This window comes from uncultured Luteimonas sp. (assembly GCF_947492465.1).
Classification (GTDB): Bacteria; Pseudomonadota; Gammaproteobacteria; order Xanthomonadales; family Xanthomonadaceae; genus Luteimonas.
This window is the reverse complement of the sequence record NZ_CANLNF010000002.1, coordinates 1-16639: the sequence shown is the minus strand read 5'-3', so window position 1 is coordinate 16639 and position 16639 is coordinate 1. Positions and strand designations below refer to the sequence as shown.

The following is a 16639-nucleotide window of genomic DNA, read 5'->3' as shown; positions in this document are numbered from 1 at the left end:
AGCCGTCGTGCCGGGGTGCGACAGGCGCGCCCCCGTGGACCTCGCCGCGGACGTCGACGACGCGCGCCCGGGGAGTGAGGTCGCGCGCCCGCCCTTGCCGTGCCGCAGCCTATCCCTCCCAGCGCGGCAGCTTCTTCTTCACCGCCACGTTCTTCAGCGACACATAGGCCGGGATGCCGTCGCGGCCGTACGGCGGCGGCAGCTCGCCGCGGATCAGCGGCTCGAGGTAGGTGCGGGCCTTGTCGGTGATGCCGTAGCCGTCGCGACGGATGTAGCCCTTGGGGAAGGTCTTCTCGTGGTTGGCCACCTTGTCCAGCGGCGCGCTGCCGATCTTCCAGCGGTAGGGCTTGTCGGAGGTGCGCACGATCACCGGCATGGTGGCGTTCTGGCCCTTGAGCGCGAACTGCACGGCGGCCTTGCCCACCGCGATGGCCTGCTCGACGTCGGTCTTCGAGGCCAGGTGGCGGGCGCTGCGCTGCAGGTAGTCGGGCAGGGTCCAGTGCACCTTGAGTCCGAGCTGGTCCTTGACCTTGCCGGCCAGGTACGAGGCCACGCCGCCCAGCTGGGTATGGCCGAAGGAGTCCTTGCCGCCGCCCGAATCGGCGACGAAGCGCCCGTCGGCGGTCTGGATGCCCTCGCTGGCCACCACCACGCAGTAGCCGACCCGTTCGACCACTTTCCGCACGTTCTTCAGGAAATCCGCCTCGTCGTAGGGGCGTTCCGGGAACAGGATCAGGTGCGGTGCCTCGTCCGGCCCCTTGCCGGCCAGGCCGGCCGCGGCAGCCAGCCAGCCGGCATGGCGGCCCATCGCCTCGTAGACGAACACCTTGGTCGAGGTTTCGGCCATCGCCGCCACGTCGAGCGCCGCCTCGCGCACCGACACCGCGGTGTACTTGGCGGCCGAGCCGAAGCCCGGGCAGCAGTCGGTTACGGCCAGGTCGTTGTCGATGGTCTTGGGCACGCCGATGCAGGTCAGCGGATAGCCGTACTCGGCCGCCAGCCGGGACACCTTGTTGGCGGTGTCGGCCGAATCGTTGCCGCCGTTGTAGAGGAACCACCGCACGTCGTGCGCCTGGAACACCTCCAGCAGGCGCTCGTACTTCGCCCGGTCCGCCTCGAGCGACTTGAGCTTGTAGCGGCAGGAACCGAACGCGCCGCCGGGGGTGTGGGCCAGGCCGCGGACCGTCGCGGCGGTCTCCTTCGAGGTGTCCACCAGCTCCTCGCGCAGCGCGCCGAGGATGCCGTTGCGCGCCGCCAGCACCTTGACCTTGCGGGCGCGCGCCTCGGCGATCACGCCCGAGGCGGTGGCGTTGATGACGGCGGTGACACCGCCGGACTGGGAGTAGAGCAGGGTTTCGGAAGCCATATGCGCCTTTTGGAGGGGATCGGAGGGGCGGGTCGATAGGTTAAAGTGGCGGCTGAATCCGCGGTGACGGCCGGAGTGTAGCAACGGTCCGCGACCGCTTACGGTCTCGTTCTGCTGGGAGTCGTCGATGCGATTGGTACTGTTGGGAGCGCCCGGCTCGGGCAAGGGCACGCAGGCGGCAAGGCTCAAGGAGCACCTGCAGGTTCCGCATATTTCCACCGGCGACCTGTTGCGCGCCGAAGTGGCCGCGGGCTCCCCGCTGGGCCTGCAGGCCAAGGAAGTGATGGCCCGGGGCGAACTGGTCAGCGACGACATCCTGCTGGGCATGCTCAAGGACCGCTTCTCGCGCGACGACACGAAAGCCGGCTTCATCCTCGACGGTTACCCGCGCAACCTCGCCCAGGCCGCGGCGCTGGACGAGCTGCTGGCGAGCCTGGGGCAGAAGTTCGATGCGGCGGTGCAGCTGACGGTCGACAACGAGCAGATCGTCGAGCGTCTGGCCGGACGCGCCAAGGCCGAGGGCCGCGCCGACGACAATCCCGAATCGGTGCGCAAGCGGCTGGAAGTGTACGACCAGCAGACCGCGCCGGTGATCGCGTTCTACCGCCAGCACGGTCAGCTCACCATCGTCGACGGCGTCGGTGCCCTGGACGAGGTCTTCAACCGCATCATCGAGGCGATCGCGCCGGAGAAGGCGGTCGGCTGACGGCCCCGCGATGGCCGCCGAGGCGGCACCCGCACCTCGGAAAGCCGGGCGCCGGCGCCGCATGGGTCCCGGCGGGCCGGCGCGACTCAGTCCGCGGGATAGCGGCTGAATTCGCGCGCGCTGCCGTCTTCCAGCACCAGCTCCACGCTGTAGGGATGGGCCAGGCCGTCGGGATGCTCCATGCCCGGCGAGCCCAGCGGCATGCCCGGCACGGCCAGGCCCCGCGCGGCCGGACGCTCGCGCAGCAGGCGGGCGATGTCGGTGGCCGGCACGTGGCCCTCGATGAAGTACCCGCCGACTTCGGCGGTGTGGCAGGACGCCGCCTCCGTGGGCACGCCGGCCTGCTCCTTCACGGTGGCCATGTCCTCGACATCGCGGACGTCGACGCGGAAGCCGGCCTCGCGCACGTGCTCGATCCACACGCTGCAGCAGCCGCAGCTCGGGTGCTTGTGCACGGTCATCGACGGCAGGGTCGCGGCCGCGGACGCTGCGGCAGCGGCCTCCGTGCCCGGCTTGCCGGCCGATCCGGCGGCCGCGCAGCCACCCAGGAGCAGGGCCAGCGCGGCGATGGCGAAGGGAATGCGGGTCATGGCAGGGTCTGGCCAATGGCGGGCGATGCGCAGAGTCTAACGGTCCGGCCGGAACCGGCCTTGACCGGGATCAGGCCGGCCGGCGGACGCGCGTTTGGGTAAAGTGCGCGGCTGTCACGCAGCACGCAGGGTCCGCCTTGAAACTCCACATCCTCGGCATCGCCGGCACCTTCATGGGCGGCGTCGCCGCGCTCGCGCGCGAACTCGGGCACGAGGTCGAAGGCAGCGACCAGGCGGTGTATCCGCCGATGTCGACCCAGCTCGAGCGCCTGGGCATCGCCCTGCGCCAGGGCTACCTGCCCGACCACATCTCCGCGGACTGCGAGACGGTGTTGGTCGGCAACGCGCTCTCGCGCGGCAATCCGGCGGTGGAGGCGGTGCTCGACAGCGGCCGCGCCTATACCTCCGGCGCGCAGTGGCTGCACGAACAGGTGCTGCCGGGCCGAGACGTGCTGGCGGTGGCCGGCACCCACGGCAAGACCACCACCACGACCATCCTGGCCTTCCTGCTGCAGGCCGCCGGGCGCGAACCGGGCTTCCTGATCGGCGGGGTGGCGGAGGATTTCGGGATGTCCGCGCGGATCGGCGCCGGGCGCGAGTTCGTGGTCGAAGCCGACGAGTACGACACCGCCTTCTTCGACAAGCGCAGCAAGTTCGTGCACTACCGGCCGCTGGTCGCGATCCTCAACAACCTCGAGTACGACCACGCCGACATCTTCCCGGACGTGGCCGCGATCCAGCGGCAGTTCCACCACCTGGTGCGGATCGTGCCCCGGCGCGGCCGGCTGATCGTGAATGGCCACGACGCGCACCTGCGCCAGACCCTGGAGATGGGCTGCTGGACGCCGGTGGAGCGCTTCGGCTTCGACGAGGGGTTCGAATGGCAGGCGCGCAGGCTGCGCGAGGACGGCGGCGCGTTCGAGGTGCTGCGCGACGGGCGCGTGCTGGGCACGGTGGAATGGCCGCTGCTCGGCGACCACAACGTGCTCAACGGCCTGGCCGCGCTGGCCGCCTGCGCGGCGGTGGGCGTGGACGTGGCCTCGGTGCTGCCGGCGCTGGCGGACTTCCGCGGCGTGAAGCGGCGCATGGAGCTGCTGGGGCAGGCGCGCGGGATCACCGTCTACGACGACTTCGCCCACCACCCGACCGCGATCGCGACCACGCTGGCGGGCCTGCGCGCCAGGGTGGGGCAGGCGCGGATCGTGGTGGCGATGGAGCCGCGCAGCAACTCGATGCGGCAGGGCGCGCATGCCGAGGCGCTGGCACCGTCGCTGGCAGGCGCGGATGCGGTGGTGTTCCTGACCCGGCCGGAACTGCCCTGGGACGCGACCGCCGTGGTCTCGGCGGTGCGCGGGCAGGCGCGCGCGGTCGCCGATGTCGACGCGCTGCTGGCGGCTCTGCAGGGCACTGTGGGCGAGGGCGACCACGTCGTGTTCATGTCCAACGGCGGCTTCGACGGCGCGCCGCGCCGGTTCCTGGCGCAGCTGCGCGGGGCGTGAGCCTGCTGGCCCGGCGGAACGCGCGCGTCCGGCGTGAGCCGGTACGGCGCGCGCCAATGCCTCGCGTCGCCACATCGGCGGTCGCTCCGCGCGGTCGGCCAGATCGTCGCACACCCCGTCCGTGGACGCGACCTGCGCGGCGGACGGCCTAGACTGGCGCCATGGCCGAACTGCTGCCGCTGTTCCCGCTGCACACGGTGCTGGTGCCCGGCGCCGCGCTGGGCCTGCGCGTGTTCGAGCCGCGCTACCTCGACCTGGTGCGCGAATGCGGACGCCAGGGCAGCGGCTTCGGCGTGTGCATGATCGCCGAGGGCGCCGAGGCCGGTGCGCCCGCGGTGCCTGCCGCCTGCGGCACCGAGGCGCGCATCGAGGACTTCGACACCGGCCCCGACGGCCTGCTGCACCTGCGCCTGCGCGGCCACCGCCGCTTCCGTGTCGCGTCCACCCAGGTGCGCGGCAACGGACTGGTGGTGGCCGAGGTCGACTGGTGCGAGCCGGACCCGGTTGCCGAACTGCAGCCCCAGCACATGCTGCTGGGCGAGGTGCTGCGGCGGATCCTGGAGCAGTTGGAGGTCGACCTCGCGGTGCCGGAACAGCGGTTCGACGAGGCCGCCTGGGTCGGCTGGCGGCTGGCCGAGGTGCTGCCGCTCAGCCTGGAGCAGCGCCAGCGGCTGCTGGAAGAGGACGATCCGGACCTGCGCCTGGATGCGATGTTCGAACTGATCCGCTGATCGTTGCTGCCGACGCCTGCCGCCGGATGCCCTGCTCAGCGCGGCCGGCTGTCGTGGCCGGCCAGCGCGTCGCGGTCGGTCCGCAGCCGCAGCACCGGCGCGCCGGTCGCGGGGTGCGGCGCCTGCCGCATCGGGAACCCGGTCAGCGCCCGATGCACCGCGGCGTGGGCGGCGTCATCGTCGAGCACCGGCAGCCAGATGCCGAACAGGCCACCCAGCGGCCGCTCGAACGACAGGGTCTGGGTGGTGCCGATCCACAGCGGCGTGCCGTCGGCCAGCCGCGCCGGCGCGCGCCACAGGCGCAGGGCCTGGATCCGCCCGTCCCCGGCGGGGCGCCGCAGCAGCAGGCGTTCGGCCTCGGAGCCCAGCGTGGCCGGCAGCACCGCCTGGTCGGCCGGCGCGGCGTCGTCATCGAGCAGGCCCAGGGTGGCGATCCAGTCCGCCTGCGGCTGGACCCGCCAGCCCAGCGACTGCAGGTGCCCCTGCAGCGGCTCCAGCGGCCCGGCGACCTGGATTTCCAGCGCCCAGCGGCGACTGGCGTCGCGCTCGCGGCGCTGCGCCGGCAGCTGGCTCCAGCCGCTTTCCCACCAGGCGTCGCGCTCGAGCACCATGCTCGGCTCCGGCGCATGGAAGCGCTCGAGCAACGGGTCCACCGCCCGCGGCGCGTGCCATAGCGCGGCCACCGCGAAGCTGAGATAGAAGATCGCCGCCAGCGGCCGCATCCAGAACGAGCGCGCCACGTGCCGCCGGTAGGCCAGGCCCAGTACCAGCAGCCAGACGATGCCCAGCAGCATCCCGCCGACCACGTCGCTGAGCCAGTGCGCGCCGAGGTACAGCCTGGCGAAACCCAGCAGCACCCCGACGATGCCGGCCACCAGGTAGGGCCAGACCCGGCTACGGCCGGGCAGTTCGCGCGCGATCAGCACGGCGAAGAAGCCGAAGGTGATCGTGGTCATCGTCACCGATACCGACGGGAAGCCGAAGCCGCTGTGCGCGGTGGGCGGCAGCGGCATGTCGATCAGCTGCGACAGGCCGGTGGTCAGCACCAGGCCGAACGCGAGCGCGGCCACCCAGTGCGCGGCCGCGATCCAGCGCCGCCGCCACAGCAGCCACAGCAGGGCCAGCGACGCGGCCGGCAGCAGCACCTCCCAGTTGCCGATCGAGGCCAGCCCGGCCATCAGCCGGTCGGCCAGCGGATTGCGCAGGGTGTACATCGCCTGGAACACGCTCAGGTCCAGCGCCAGCGGTTCGCCGCGCATCCACACCGTGCCCAGCAGCGCGAACCAGGCCCAGCCGATTGCCAACAGGCAGGCAGCCAGGATCATCAGCGACGAGGATTCCGGGCGCCGCGGATCCACCAGCGCGGCGGCATAGCGACCCAGCCGGGGATGCAGCCGGGTCCAGCGCAGCAGCCTGGCCAGCAGCGCGTTGGCGTGGCGATCGAACCAGCGGTAGGTGTAGAGCACGCCGGCCCAGGCCAGGGCCAGCACCAGCAGCAGGCCGCCCAGCACCAGCACCAGCCGGTCGGCGACCGCGGCCACCGCGTCGTAGGACGCGCCGAAGATCCAGCCCGGCGCCAGGAACAGCCCCGCCCACAGGACGCAGGCCAGCAGGCTCATCGGCAGGTAGCGCCGCGGCCGCATGCCCAGCATGCCGGCGATGGCCGGCACGAAGGCGCGGATGGCGCCGACGAAGCGCGCGATCACGATGCCCTTGATGCCGTGCCGGCGGAACACCTGTTCGCCGCGGTCGAGCAGCTGCGGATAGCGGCGGAACGGCCAGTGCTCGCGCAGCCGCGAACCCCAGCGCCGGCCCACCCAGTAGCCGATGCCGTCGCCGGCGAAGGCGCCCAGCGCGGCGCAGGTGATGGCGTAGGGGCCGTCGATGTGGCCCAGGCCGATCAGCGCGCCGATCGCGAACAGCAGCGGCAGGGCCGGCACCACGATGCCGAGCACGACGATCGCGTCGCAGAATGCGATCAGGAAGATGAGGCCGCCGGCCGCGACGGGGTGCGCGCTGATCCAGGCGAGCGTGGCGTCGAACCAGCCGGAGTCCATGCCGGCGATTATGACAGCCGCCGCTGACCGCTCGCCTACACTGTCGCGATGCACCGCGACGCCGCCACCGAGATCCACGCGCTCAAGGCCGACAGCTTCGGCCGCATCTCGCTGATGCGCGGATCGGGCGGCCCGTTCGTGCGCCGCGACCTGGCGCACGTGCCGATCTGGCTGCGCCTGCCCGCCTGGTGGCTGGCCCGCCGCGAGGCGCTCGCGCTGCGCGCCATCCACGGCATGGCCGACGTGCCGCAGCTGCTGGCCTGGGACGGGCGCCGCCTCGATCGCAGCTACATGGCGGGCGCGGCGATGTACCAGCGGCCGCCGCGCGGCGACGCGGCCTGGTTCCACGCCGCCCGGCGACTGCTGCAGCAGCTGCATCGCCGCGGCATCGCCCACAACGACCTGGCCAAGGAAGCCAACTGGCTGGTGCTGGAGGACGGACGCCCGGCGATCATCGACTTCCAGCTCGCCAGCCGCGGCGACCCGCGCGCGCGCTGGATGCGGCTGCTGTACCGCGAGGACCTGCGCCACCTGCTCAAGCACAAGCGCATGTACTGCCGCGAGGCGCTGACCCCGGTGGAACGACGCCTGCTCAAGCGCAGTTCGTGGGTGCGTGACGCCTGGTTCCGCACCGGCAAGCCGGTCTACCGCTTCGTGACCCGGCGGCTGCTCAAGTGGGAGGACAACGAGGGTCAGGGGCCGAAGCCTTGAGAGCCGGCATTGGGGATCCGGGGTTGGGGATTCGAAAAGGCGGGTTGGGGTAGGCTTTGCCAATCACGAATCCCGAATCCCCAATGCCGGCTCTCCAAGGCAAGACCCTGTTCATCACCGGCGCGTCCCGCGGCATCGGCCTGGCGATCGCGCTGCGCGCCGCCCGCGACGGCGCCAACGTGGTCATCGCCGCCAAGTCCGACGTGCCCAACCCGAGGCTGCCCGGCACCATCCACAGTGCGGCAGCTGCGGTGGAGGCGGCCGGCGGCCGCGCCCTGGCGATCCGTTGCGACATCCGCGAGGAAGACCAGGTCCGCGATGCGGTGGCCAAGACCGTGGACACCTTCGGTGGGCTCGACATCCTGGTCAACAACGCCAGCGCGATCTGGCTGCGCGGCGCGCTGGACACGCCGATGAAGCGCTTCGACCTGATGCAGCAGGTCAACGCCCGCGGCAGCTTCCTGTGCGCCCAGGCCTGCCTGCCGCACCTGCTGCAGGCGGCCAACCCGCACATCCTGACCCTGTGCCCGCCGCCGTCGCTGGATCCGAAGTGGTGGGCGCCGCACACCGGTTACACCCTGGCGAAGATGGGCATGAGCTTCGTCACGCTGGGCCTGGCGGCGGAGTTCGCCGACCGCGGCGTCGCGATCAACGCGCTGTGGCCGCGCACCCTGATCGCCACCGACGCGCTGAACATGATCCCCGGCGTGTCGGCCGGCAACGGCCGCTCGCCGGAGATCATGGCCGATGCCGCGCACGCGATCCTGTGCCGGCCGGCCAAGGACTTCACCGGCCGCTTCCTGATCGACGACGAAGTGCTGGCCGAAGCCGGGATCACCGACCTGTCCGGTTACGCAGTCGACCCTTCGCAGCCGCTGCTGCCGGACCTGTTCCTGGACTGAGCGCGCGCCTTCGGCCTGCGCCGTACGCGGCGCAGCCAGGGCCCGCGCCGGGATTGCCGCCTCAGGCCAGCGCCTGCGCCAGGTCCTCGACCAGGTCCTGCGGATCTTCCAGTCCCACCGACAGCCGCAGCAGGCCCTGCGGCGAGGCGGACTGGGCCCCTTCGATCGAGGCGCGGTGCTCGACCAGCGATTCGGTCGACCCCAGCGAGGTCGCGTTGGTGAACAGCGACAGGCGCCCGGCCACCGCCAGCGCCGCCTCGCGTCCGCCCGCCACCTCGAACGACAGCATGCCGCCGAAGCCGCCGCGCATCTGGCGCGCGGCGATGGCGTACCCCGGATGCGTGGCCAGGCCGGGGTAATGCACGGCCTCGACGCCGGCATGCGACTGCAGGAACTCCGCCACCACCTGCGCGTTGCGGCAGTGCCGCTCCACCCGCACCGGCAGGGTGCGCAGCCCGCGCAGCACCAGCCACGCCGCGAACGGCGAGGCGGTGTTGCCGGTCTGGCCGCGCAGCTCGCCGCACTCGGCGGCGAAGTCGTCGTCGGCCGCGAACGCCAGCACCCCGCCCATCACGTCGCCATGTCCGCCCAGGTACTTGGTCGCCGAGTGCAGGACGATGTCCGCGCCTAGCGACAGCGGCTGCTGCAGCGCCGGGGTGGCGAAGGTGCCGTCGACCAGCAGCCGCGCGCCCGCGTCGTGCGCGATGTCGGCCAGCGCGGCGATGTCGCAGACCTTGAGCAGCGGATTGGACGGCGTTTCCGCCCACAGCAGGCGCGTGTCGGGCGTGACCGCGGCGCGCAACGCGTCGAGGTCGGTCATGTCCACCACTCGGTGGCGCACGCCCCAGCGGTCCAGCCACTTCGCGCCGACCGCGCGGTAGCCGAAGTAGGTGTCGTCGGCGATCAGCAGCTCGCTGCCGGCCGGCAGCGCCTGCATGGCCGTGGTGCCGGCGGTCATGCCGGTGGCGAAGAACATCGCCCGCGCCGCGCCGTCCAGGGTCGCCAGTGCCTGCTCCAGCTGCGTCTGGTTGGGGCTGCCGTAACGCTGGTACAGATAGCCCATCGGCGCACTCGCGTCGGGCGCGTGCTCGAACGTCGTGGCCAGCTGCAGCGGCGGCGACAGCGCGCCGCTGGCCGGGTCGGGTGCGACGCCGGCATGGGCGGCGAGCGTGTCGAATCGGTGCGGGCGGGTCATGGCGGCGCCGGAAGCGGGAGGGGAGGGCGATAATGCCAGCCGCACGCGCTGCCGTCCGCACAGGAACCCGCCATGAAATATCTCCACGCCATGATCCGCGTCCACGACCTCGACGCGACCAGCCGCTTCTTCACCGAGGGCCTGGGCCTGCGCCAGACCCGGCGCATGGACAACGAATCCGGCCGCTTCACCCTGGTCTACTTCGGCGCTCCCGAAAATCCCGAGGCCGAAGTCGAACTGACTTACAACTGGCCGCCCGAGGACGGCTCGGCGGCGGAGGACTACGGTTGCGCCCGCAACTTCGGCCACCTCGCCTTCGAGGTCGACGATATCTACACGCTCTGCGCGCACCTGCAGTCGCTTGGCGTCACCATCAATCGCCCGCCCCGCGACGGCCGCATGGCCTTCGTGCGCACGCCCGACCTGATCTCGATCGAGCTGCTGCAGAAGGGCGAGGCACTGGCGCCGGCCGAACCCTGGGCGTCCATGCCCAACACCGGCAGCTGGTGAAGCGGCGGGCCTGCGGCGCGGCAGTGCCGCTGCGCCGGTCCCGGCCCGAATGCATCGCCACCGGACGGGCGCGCCGCGGGACGCCGGCGCAGTGGCCGCCGACGCGGCACAATGTCCGACCCTCCCACGTCCCGCCACGCGCATGAGCCAGTCCGATCCCACCGCCGACCTGGTCGCCCTCGGCCAGCAGCGCTACCTGCCCGTGTACCGCCAGCGGCCGGTGATCCTCGATCGGGGCCAGGGTGCGCGCCTGTGGGACCTGGACGGATGCGACTACATCGATTTTTCCGCGGGCATCGCGGTCTGCAGCCTCGGCCACGGCGACCCCGACCTCGTCGCCGCGCTCACCGCGCAGGCCGGTCGCCTCTGGCACACCAGCAACGTCTTCTACAGCGAACCGCCGCTGCGGCTGGCCGAGGAACTGGTCGCCGCCTCGCGCTTCGCCGAGCGCGTGTTCCTGTGCAACTCCGGCGCCGAGGCCAACGAGGCCGCGATCAAGCTGGTGCGCAAGTGGGCCACCGCGCAGGGACGCGAACCGGCCAGGCGGGTGATCGTGACCTTCCGCGGCAGTTTCCACGGCCGCACCCTGGGCACCGTCACCGCGACCGCGCAGCCCAAGTACCAGGCCGGCTACGAGCCGCTGCCCGGCGGCTTCCGCTACGTGGACTTCAACGACGCGACCGCGCTCGAGGTCGCCATGTCCAGCGGCGACGTGGCGGCGGTGATGGTCGAACCGGTGCAGGGCGAAGGCGGGGTCACGCCGGCGGCGCCGGGCTTCCTGCGCGCGGCGCGCGAGCTGTGCGACCACCACGGCGCGCTGCTGGTGCTCGACGAGATCCAGAGCGGCATGGGCCGTACCGGCACGCTGTTCGCGCACTGGCACGACCGGGTCGAGCCGGACATCGTCACCCTGGCCAAGGCGCTGGGCGGCGGCTTCCCGATCGGCGCCATGCTGGCCGGGCCGAAGGTGGCCGGGGCGATGCAGTTCGGCGACCACGGCACCACGTTCGGCGGCAATCCGCTGGCCGCGGCCGTGGCGCGCGTCGCGCTGCGCAAGCTGGCCTCGCCGGAGATCCAGGCCAACGTCAGCCGCCAGTCCTCGGCCTTGCGCGAGGGCCTGGCGGCGCTGGACCGCGAACTCGGCCTGTTCTCGCAGGTGCGCGGCCGCGGCCTGATGCTGGGCGCGGTGCTCGCGCCGGCCCACGCCGGCCGCGCCGGCGAACTGCTCGACCTGGCCGCCGCGCAGGGCCTGCTGCTGCTGCAGGCCGGCCCGGACGTGCTGCGTTTCGTGCCGCCGCTCAACATCACCGACGCCGAGGTGGCCGAGGGCCTGCAGCGGCTGGAGCGCGCCCTGCGCCAGGCGATCCCGCCGGCGCGCCCGTAACGTCACTCCTCGTGCGGCAGCGCCCGCCCGCATTTGCGGCAGTGCCAGGCGTCGGCCTCGTGTTCCGGCAGTCCGCATTCGGTGCAGCGCACCTGGCGGCGCCTGGGCTGCAGCGAGCGCGCCAGCTCCGCGGTGTAGATGCCGGTGGGCACGGCGATGATGCTGTAGCCGATCACGATCAGCACCGAGGTGACGAAGCGGCCGAACGGCGTGCCGGGCGCGATGTCGCCGTAGCCCACGGTGCCGACGGTGACGATCGCCCAGTACATGCCGGCCGGAATGCTGGTGAAGCCGCGATCAGGCCCCTCCACCACGTACATCAGCGCGCCGAAGATGACCACGATGGTGACCAGGGTGGCGATGAAGACGAAGATCTTGCGCCTGCTGCGCAGCAGTGCCTGGATCAGCACCCCGGCCTCGCTGGAGTACTCGACCAGCTTCAGGACCCGGAACACGCGCAGCAGGCGCAGCGCCCGGATCACCGCGAACGAGGCCGATGCGGGAAACAGCAGCGAGAGGAAGGTGGGCAGGATCGCCAGCAGGTCGATGATGCCGAAGAAGCTCTTGGCGTAGCGCAGCGGCCGCTTCACGACCCACAGCCGGACCGCGTACTCGAAGGTGAAGGCGAGGGTGAAGGCCCACTCCGCGGCATACAGCCAGCCGTGCCAGCGCGCCTTGATCGAAGGCACGCTGTCGAGCAGGACGACCACGACGCTGGCGAGGATGACCGCGATCAGCACCAGGTCGAAATTGCGCTCGTCGGGCGCGTCGTGGTGGAAGATGCGCCTGAACCAGCGGTAGCGCGCGCCCTCGGTCGAGGCCGGCAGGTACTCCTTCTCGAACGGGCTGCCGCCGTCGCGGGGCTGCGGCGCCCGGGGTTCAGCTGGCTGGGGCATCGGCCAGGCTCCGGAACGCCGCGTGCGCGGCCTCAAGCGTCGCGGCGACGACGTCGCCGTCGTGCGCGCTTGACACGAAGCCGGCTTCGAACGCCGACGGTGCCAGGAACACGCCGCGGTCGAGCATCCCGTGGAAGAAGCGGTTGAACGCGGCCGTATCGCAGGCCACCGCCTGCGCATAGGTGTCCACGACCGGGGCGCCGGTGAAGAACAACCCGAACATCGCGCCGACGCGGGTGGTGGTGAACGGCACGCCGGCCGCGCGCGCCGCCGCTTCCAGGCCGTCGCACAGCGCGTGGGTGGTCGCTTCGAGCCGGTCGTGGAAGCCGGGCGCGGACACCAGGTCGAGCATCGCCAGTCCCGCCGCCATCGCCACCGGATTGCCGCTCAGCGTGCCGGCCTGGTAGACCGGGCCCGCTGGCGCGATCTGCTCCATCAGCTCGCGCCGGCCGCCGTAGGCGCCCACCGGCATGCCGCCACCGATGATCTTGCCGAAGGTGCTCAGGTCCGGCACTACGCCGTAGCGCGCCTGCGCGCCGCCCAGCGCCACGCGGAAGCCGGTCATCACCTCGTCGAAGATCAGCAGCGTGCCGTGCCGGGTGCACAGCTCGCGCAGGTGCTGCAGGTAGCCTTCGCGCGGCGGCAGGCAGTTGGCGTTGCCGACCACCGGCTCGATGATCAGGCCGGCGATCTCGCTTCCCGCCTCGTCGAACAGCGCGGTGGCCGCATCGAAATCGTTGTAGGGCAGGGTCAGGGTGAGGTCGGCCAGCGTTTTCGGCACGCCGGGCGAGTTCGGCACCCCGAAGGTCAGCGCGGCACTCCCGGCCTTGACCAGGAAGGAGTCGCCGTGGCCGTGGTAGCAGCCTTCGAACTTGACGATCTTCATGCGGCCGGTGGCGCCGCGCGCCAGGCGGATCGCCGAGAGCGTGGCCTCGGTGCCGGAGTTGACCATGCGCACCATCTCGCAGGACGGCACCAGGCCGGTGATGCGTTCGGCCATCGCCACTTCGGCTGCGCACGGCGCGCCGTAGGACAGGCCGTTGCCGATCGCGTCGGCCACCGCTTCGCGCACCGCCGGATGGTTGTGGCCCACGATCATCGGCCCCCACGAACCGACGTAGTCGATGTAGCGGTTGCCATCGACGTCGTACAGGTACGGGCCGTCCGCGCGCGCGACGAAGAACGGCTCGCCGCCCACCGACTTGAAGGCGCGCACCGGCGAATTGACGCCGCCGGGCAGCAGCGTGCGCGCGCGGGAGAACAGGGCGTGGGAGCGTTCGTGGTTCATGGTCGGAAATCCTGGATCGGAATGCGGATGGAGGCGTCAGTGGCGCGGCAGGCTGCCGTCGCGGGGCAGGGCGTTGCTGCGGTCGAACGCGCGCAGGTATGCCTGCGCCGCGGCAGCGGGATCATCGGCGCCGAACACGCCGCTGACCACCGCGATGAGGTCGGCGCCGGCAGCGACCAGCGCCGCCGCATTGTCGGGGGTGATGCCGCCGATCGCCACGCGCGTCACGCCCAGGGCTGCGGCCTGCTGCAGCAACGCAGGCCGTGCCCGTCGCGTCGCGGTCTTCGTGGTGCTGGGATGGAAGGCGCCGAAGGCGACATAGGAGGCGCCCGCGGCCACGGCCTGCCGGGCAAGCGCCAGCGAGTCGTAGCAGGAGGCGCCGAGGATGGCGTCCGGACCCAGCGCCGCGCGCGCCGCACGCAGGTCGCCGTCGTCCTCGCCCAGATGGGCGCCGTCCGCGCCGCACTCCGCCGCCAGGCGCCAGTCGTCGTTGACGATCAGCGCGACCCCATGGGCGCGGCAGGCGGGGATCAGCGCCTCCAGCTGCGTCCGCCGCAGCGCCGGCGTGGCCGCCTTGTTGCGGTACTGCAGCCAGCACGTCCACGGCAGCGCGGCCTGCACCTTCGCCAGCAGCAGGGAGGTGTCGGCCAGGTCCGGCGTGATCGCGTAGAGCCCGCGCGGGGCCCGTGCGCCGGTTTCGCCCCGGCGCGGGGGATGGGACAATGGCATGAATCCTCCGACGCTTGCGCGCCCATTATCCGATGAACGACACGCCCTACCGCAGCTGGATGTGCGTGGTCTGCGGTTTCGTCTACGACGAAGCGGCCGGCCTGCCCGACGACGGCCTCGCGCCGGGCACGCGCTGGGAGGACGTCCCGGACACCTGGACGTGCCCGGATTGCGGCGTGACCAAGGACGACTTCGAGATGATCGCGCTGTAATCGGCGCGCCGACGCTCAGTGCAGCCGCGCCGGCTGCAGTCCCGCTTCGATCAGCCGCAGCCGGATCCGGCCCGCGTCGGGCGCGCCCGGCTGGCGCTGCAGGTAGCGCTGCAGGTCCTCGCGCGCGCCCGCGCGGTGGCCGATTTCCAGGTAGCCCACGCCGCGGTCGCGCAGCGCTTCGCAATCGTCCGGCAGCAGCCGCAGCACGCGGTCGGCGCTGCGCACTGCGCGCTCCCAGTCGCCGTGCTTCTGGTAGACGCCGTGCAGGTTGCGCAGCATGCGCACCAGGATCGCGCGGTTCGAGGCCGGGTTGAGGATCTGCGACAGCGCGTCGTCATCGGGGACGCCGCCGCCCAGGTGGGCGCTGGCCCGCTCGCGCAGTTCGTCCACGTCGAGCGGCCGTCCGCGGTTGAACGGATCCATCACCAGCACGCCGTTGTCGACCGGCAGGCGCACCAGGAAGTGCCCGGGGAACGAGACGCCGTCCAGCGGCAGGCCGACCTCCCGCGTGACCGTCATCTGCACCAGCGCCAGCGAGATCGGATTGCCCAGGCGCCGCTCGAACACCTCGTTGATGTAGCTGTTGCGCGGGTCGTAGTACTCGTCGTGGTTGCCGGCATAGCCGACTTCCTCGAACAGGTACTGGTTGATCGTGCGCATCTTCAACGCAAGCCGGGACTCGCGCTCCACCGCGCGGCGCAGGTGCGACGCATGGCCCTGCACCCGCAGCGCGTAACGGCCGGGATCGAGATCGGGATACTCGTCGCGCGCGATCAGCAGCGCCACGTCGAGCAGCGGCAACGCCGCGTCGTCGAGGGCGGCGAGCGCCTGCCATTCAGGCAGCTGTCGGATCCTGCTCATGCCCGGAAGACTGCTCCGCCGCGGCGGCGCGCGCAAGGCCGGCCCATCGCGGTTCAGCGCATTTCGCGCAGGGCCGGCGACAGCTCCAGCCGCGCGCCGTCGGACAGCCCGATCCGCGCCGCCTCGCCGGCATTGAGTTCCAGCACGTAGCGCGCCGGCGCCGTACTCGGATAGGCGGGGCAGGCATTGCCGCCCGTGCACGGCGGCACGTCGCGCTGCTGCGAGACCAGCTGCAGCGACTCGTCGAAGTAGAGGATGTCGAGCGCGATCCGGGTGTTCTTCATCCAGTACGCCAGCTGACTGGTGCGTTCGTGGATGAAGAACATGCCGTGGCCCTCGGCCAGCGTGTCGCGGAACATCAGTCCGCGCGCGCGCTCGGCATCGTCGTCGGCCACTTCCACCGTATAGCGGTGCCCGGCCAGTTCCACCCAGTGCGCATCGGCGCTGGCGCAGCCCGACAGCGAGAGCGCGAGCAGGGCCGCAAGGGTTCGAAAGGACGGCATGGAGCGGGCTCCGTGGGCGGGTCAGCGGGCAACATCCGGCAGCCGCGCGGGAGAGTCAAGGCGGCGTTTGGCGACAGGGCTATGCAAGCCACCGGCAATGGCGCAGAATGCGCGCCCCGCGCAGCACCGGGACCCGCAGGCGCAAGCACACGGGTCCACCGATCGGCCCGGCAGCCCCTCGAAAAAGGGTGTTGACGGAAACGAGGAACGGGCTAGAATATGCGGCTCGCTTCAACGAAACGCCTTCGGGCGCGGGGTTGGAGGGAGGTCGAAGCCCCTCACGGGGTGTTGACGAAGCAAGCAGGCCGTGGCAGAATGTGCGGCTCCCTGAAGCGAAACGCTTCGGGACGGAACCAGGCGCTGAGGCCGGTGTCCGAAGATCTTTGACAGTGTGCGCAGGTGACTTGTGCGGGCGTCTGGCAGGTGGATGGTTGTCCATCTTGCAGACGTTCGTAACAGAGCAACAAGTCAATTCAAATGCATGCAAATGCAAGCGAGT

Annotated in this window: 17 protein-coding genes; 8 read left to right on the top strand and 9 right to left on the bottom strand. The window is 71.7% G+C overall.

What is annotated here, in order from left to right; genetic code table 11:
* Positions 1 to 109: 109 nt before the first annotated feature.
* Positions 110 to 1366: a 6-phosphofructokinase gene (locus tag Q0863_RS05140; RefSeq protein ID WP_298576023.1), complete on the bottom strand. Its 1257-nt coding sequence runs from the start codon at positions 1364 to 1366 to the stop codon at positions 110 to 112.
* Positions 1367 to 1493: 127 nt separating this feature from the next.
* Between Q0863_RS05140 and Q0863_RS05135 the strand changes: the two genes are divergently transcribed.
* Positions 1494 to 2072, top strand: coding sequence for an adenylate kinase (locus Q0863_RS05135; RefSeq protein WP_298576021.1), 579 nt, complete (start codon positions 1494 to 1496; stop codon positions 2070 to 2072).
* Positions 2073 to 2158: 86 nt separating this feature from the next.
* Here the strand turns inward: Q0863_RS05135 and Q0863_RS05130 are convergent, their stop codons facing one another.
* A complete protein-coding gene (locus Q0863_RS05130; RefSeq protein ID WP_298577045.1) occupies positions 2159 to 2533 on the bottom strand; it encodes a DUF411 domain-containing protein in 375 nt (124 codons plus the stop codon).
* 266 nt (positions 2534 to 2799) lie between these two features.
* Here Q0863_RS05130 and mpl point away from each other — a divergent pair, with 266 nt between their 5' ends.
* Together mpl and Q0863_RS05120 are read left to right on the top strand one after the other, a co-directional pair.
* Complete coding sequence (gene mpl, locus Q0863_RS05125; protein WP_298576018.1) at positions 2800 to 4161, top strand: UDP-N-acetylmuramate:L-alanyl-gamma-D-glutamyl-meso-diaminopimelate ligase; 1362 nt, start codon at positions 2800 to 2802, stop codon at positions 4159 to 4161.
* Positions 4162 to 4322: 161 nt separating this feature from the next.
* Positions 4323 to 4892, top strand: coding sequence for an LON peptidase substrate-binding domain-containing protein (locus Q0863_RS05120; RefSeq protein WP_298576015.1), 570 nt, complete (start codon positions 4323 to 4325; stop codon positions 4890 to 4892).
* Between the two features lie 35 nt (positions 4893 to 4927).
* Here the strand turns inward: Q0863_RS05120 and Q0863_RS05115 are convergent, their stop codons facing one another.
* On the bottom strand, positions 4928 to 6949 hold the full coding sequence (locus tag Q0863_RS05115; RefSeq protein ID WP_298576012.1) for a bifunctional DedA family/phosphatase PAP2 family protein: 2022 nt from the start codon (positions 6947 to 6949) through the stop codon (positions 4928 to 4930).
* A 48-nt stretch (positions 6950 to 6997) separates the two neighbouring features.
* Here Q0863_RS05115 and Q0863_RS05110 point away from each other — a divergent pair, with 48 nt between their 5' ends.
* Both Q0863_RS05110 and Q0863_RS05105 read left to right on the top strand, forming a co-directional pair.
* Complete coding sequence (locus Q0863_RS05110) at positions 6998 to 7660, top strand: serine/threonine protein kinase (protein ID WP_298576009.1); 663 nt, start codon at positions 6998 to 7000, stop codon at positions 7658 to 7660.
* An 83-nt stretch (positions 7661 to 7743) separates the two neighbouring features.
* Positions 7744 to 8562 carry an NAD(P)-dependent oxidoreductase gene (locus Q0863_RS05105; protein WP_298576006.1) on the top strand — a complete coding sequence of 273 codons (819 nt, stop codon included), beginning with the start codon at positions 7744 to 7746 and terminating at the stop codon, positions 8560 to 8562.
* A 61-nt stretch (positions 8563 to 8623) separates the two neighbouring features.
* Here the strand turns inward: Q0863_RS05105 and Q0863_RS05100 are convergent, their stop codons facing one another.
* Positions 8624 to 9757: an aminotransferase class I/II-fold pyridoxal phosphate-dependent enzyme gene (locus Q0863_RS05100; RefSeq protein WP_298576004.1), complete on the bottom strand. Its 1134-nt coding sequence runs from the start codon at positions 9755 to 9757 to the stop codon at positions 8624 to 8626.
* 72 nt (positions 9758 to 9829) lie between these two features.
* Here Q0863_RS05100 and Q0863_RS05095 point away from each other — a divergent pair, with 72 nt between their 5' ends.
* Positions 9830 to 10267, top strand: a complete 438-nt coding sequence (locus Q0863_RS05095; RefSeq protein ID WP_298576001.1) for a VOC family protein — start codon at positions 9830 to 9832, stop codon at positions 10265 to 10267.
* Positions 10268 to 10409: 142 nt separating this feature from the next.
* A complete protein-coding gene (locus Q0863_RS05090) occupies positions 10410 to 11651 on the top strand; it encodes an acetylornithine transaminase (RefSeq protein ID WP_298575999.1) in 1242 nt (413 codons plus the stop codon).
* 2 nt (positions 11652 to 11653) lie between these two features.
* Here the strand turns inward: Q0863_RS05090 and Q0863_RS05085 are convergent, their stop codons facing one another.
* From Q0863_RS05085 to thiE, 3 genes are read right to left on the bottom strand one after another with little or no spacing between them, the layout of a single operon-like run.
* Positions 11654 to 12547 carry an ion transporter gene (locus Q0863_RS05085; RefSeq protein WP_298575996.1) on the bottom strand — a complete coding sequence of 298 codons (894 nt, stop codon included), beginning with the start codon at positions 12545 to 12547 and terminating at the stop codon, positions 11654 to 11656.
* Positions 12531 to 13835: a glutamate-1-semialdehyde 2,1-aminomutase gene (hemL, locus tag Q0863_RS05080; RefSeq protein WP_298575993.1), complete on the bottom strand. Its 1305-nt coding sequence runs from the start codon at positions 13833 to 13835 to the stop codon at positions 12531 to 12533. Before hemL ends, Q0863_RS05085 begins: the two co-directional genes overlap by 17 nt.
* 36 nt (positions 13836 to 13871) lie before the next feature.
* Positions 13872 to 14558 carry a thiamine phosphate synthase gene (thiE, locus tag Q0863_RS05075; RefSeq protein ID WP_298575990.1) on the bottom strand — a complete coding sequence of 229 codons (687 nt, stop codon included), beginning with the start codon at positions 14556 to 14558 and terminating at the stop codon, positions 13872 to 13874.
* A gap of 38 nt (positions 14559 to 14596) precedes the next feature.
* On the opposite strand from thiE, the gene Q0863_RS05070 reads away from it, so the two are divergent.
* Entirely contained in the window at positions 14597 to 14776 is a 180-nt protein-coding gene (locus Q0863_RS05070) for a rubredoxin (RefSeq protein ID WP_298575988.1), read from the top strand.
* Between the two features lie 15 nt (positions 14777 to 14791).
* On the opposite strand, the gene Q0863_RS05065 is transcribed toward Q0863_RS05070, so the two are convergent.
* Complete coding sequence (locus Q0863_RS05065; protein WP_298575986.1) at positions 14792 to 15637, bottom strand: tetratricopeptide repeat protein; 846 nt, start codon at positions 15635 to 15637, stop codon at positions 14792 to 14794.
* A gap of 53 nt (positions 15638 to 15690) precedes the next feature.
* On the bottom strand, positions 15691 to 16140 hold the full coding sequence (locus tag Q0863_RS05060; RefSeq protein WP_298575983.1) for a DUF192 domain-containing protein: 450 nt from the start codon (positions 16138 to 16140) through the stop codon (positions 15691 to 15693).
* Between the last annotated feature and the right edge of the window lie 499 nt (positions 16141 to 16639).